1 protein-coding gene and 1 pseudogene (1 of these 2 only partly in view) are annotated in these 1,950 nt (G+C 54.0%); both read right to left on the bottom strand.

The window, feature by feature from the left end; translation table 11 throughout:
- Window positions 1-871, bottom strand: a pseudogene (locus J4G02_09980) (amidohydrolase) (it extends 208 nt beyond the left edge of the window).
- 15 nt (window positions 872-886) lie between these two features.
- Window positions 887-1,906: a Gfo/Idh/MocA family oxidoreductase gene (locus J4G02_09975; protein MCE2394900.1), complete on the bottom strand. Its 1,020-nt coding sequence runs from the start codon at window positions 1,904-1,906 to the stop codon at window positions 887-889.
- Between the last annotated feature and the right edge of the window lie 44 nt (window positions 1,907-1,950).

Here is a 1,950-nt window from a genome sequence, read left to right as displayed (position 1 = left end):
TGTATTCCGAAGGCAACCGTTTGAGGTAAGGCACTTCATCGCGCAATTTCTTCCACGCACGGTCAAGCCGCCACATCAGCGGCGGTAGCCAAGCAAACCCACCCTCAATCAGTGCCACCTTCAACGTGGGAAAATGCTCAAAAACACCCTCGCACACCAGACTGGTTACCTGCGTCTGAAACGCCTGTGTCATGCCAGCGTGATCCTCAATGTAGTGAGCCGGTTTACCGACAGCAGTAATTGGACCCACACCAACCCCGGTGAAGTGAATCCCAATCGGTAAGTCGTGCTTCACCGCAGCCTCGTACATCTGCCAGTATTTACGCCGTCCCAACGGCTCCATTGTACGGGCGAGAAGTAATATTTGGACAAATCTTGAATCTCCAGCGAGCCGATCAATCTCCTCCGATGCCAACTTGCCATCGTCGCAGGCGACTATCAGCGATGCGCGCAGCCGGGGTTCTGGATCCAGCCACTCATCAATCTGCCAATCGTTGACCGCCCGTGCGAATGCCGCAGCATACTCCAGATTGGGCATCTCACAAACAGGTGTCAGGCAGTTCAAGATGCCGTATTCAATACCCCACGAATCGAGCAACTGTTCCCGCAGGAAATCTAAATCCGAGCCAGGACGATGACCCGATGGGGTCCAAGCGTCATAACGCGCACCGTAGGGCATACCGCGCGGGACATACCCCCCGACGCGATCAGGCGCACCCAACATCTGATGATGCCGCCGCCAACGCTCGGAGAGATACGGATACAACACCGTCTCTGAAGACAGCGTATTATGCACATCACAATCGATAACCGGCAATCCCCGCTGTTTCCGTCCCTTCTCGTCTTGCTTAAACCTCTTTGTCTCTTCCATTTTTCTGCGCTCCTCTTACATCTCCACCGCTTTGCCCGTCGCCGCTGATTCAAAAATGGCATCAATAGTCCGCATCTGGTTGATACTATTCTCCGGCGGTATTCGGTGCGGTTGACCCGTTTCAAGGCAATCACACAGGTGGGCGAGCTGATTCGTGAATTGATGGATCGGTTCAAAGTTGATGAGTTCCGTGCCATCGGGGGTACGGTGTTCTAAATCCACAGACCGATTCTCGTTGTTCCAAGCGATTTCTATTCGGAGCATTCCTCCACTCCCACAGATCTCAACATACTGTGCGCTCGCCGTATTGAATCCAACAGAAATCTGTGCTGTACGGTCCCCCGGAAAGACGAGCAGGATGTACATAGCGTCATCAACCTCTAAGCCCGGCTGTGAGGATGCAAAGACCCGAACCGGATCCGCGCCAAAGATAAAACGCGCATGATGGATGCAGTAACAGGCGAGGTCATAGACGCTGCCGCCGCCCTTTGCCTTGTTGAAACGCCAATTGTCCTCCGGTTTCCGTGCTTCAGGACCGGCACCGCTGCCACCCGAACAGAATGTACTGCGGAGTGTCAGCACATCGCCGATAGCACCCGAATCCGCCAGTTCTTTCGCTTTGAGGTGCATCGGGTGATGACGGAACTTGAAGGCTTCAGCGAGGAGGATACCGTTCTCTTCCGCCGCAGCGACCATCTGCCTCGCTTCAGCCGCGTTATTGGTAAACGGCTTCTCGCACAGGATGGCTCGCACCTTTCGTGACTTCGCAATCTGAATCCCCGTTTCGGCGTGGACTGCCCCCCAGTTACATAGGATAGCGATATCCAAGTTTGCATCCTCAAGCATATCGTCTAAGTCGAGGTATCGGTTAGGAACACCGAACTGTTCGCCGTAACGATCCAACGCATCCTGCGAAACATCGCAGATAGCGGAAAGGTCAGCGCCATCGAGTGCTTGGCAGGCGGTGCCGTGCGCCCGCGCAATGCCACCGCTCCCAACGAGTCCGACGCGGTAAGTCTTTGAATAATCTGACATAATTACACCTCAATATGTTAGTTCTAAATGTATGTATGGTGAAT

It is taken from the genome of Candidatus Poribacteria bacterium, assembly GCA_021295755.1.
Classification (GTDB): domain Bacteria; phylum Poribacteria; class WGA-4E; order WGA-4E; family PCPOR2b; genus PCPOR2b.
This window is presented reverse-complemented; position numbering and strand designations above follow the sequence as displayed.

Excerpts from the sequence above, each read along its gene's own strand:
- J4G02_09975 (MCE2394900.1), bottom strand. The coding sequence starts at position 1,906 with ATGTCAGATTATTCAAAGACTTACCGCGTCGGACTCGTTGGGAGCGGT.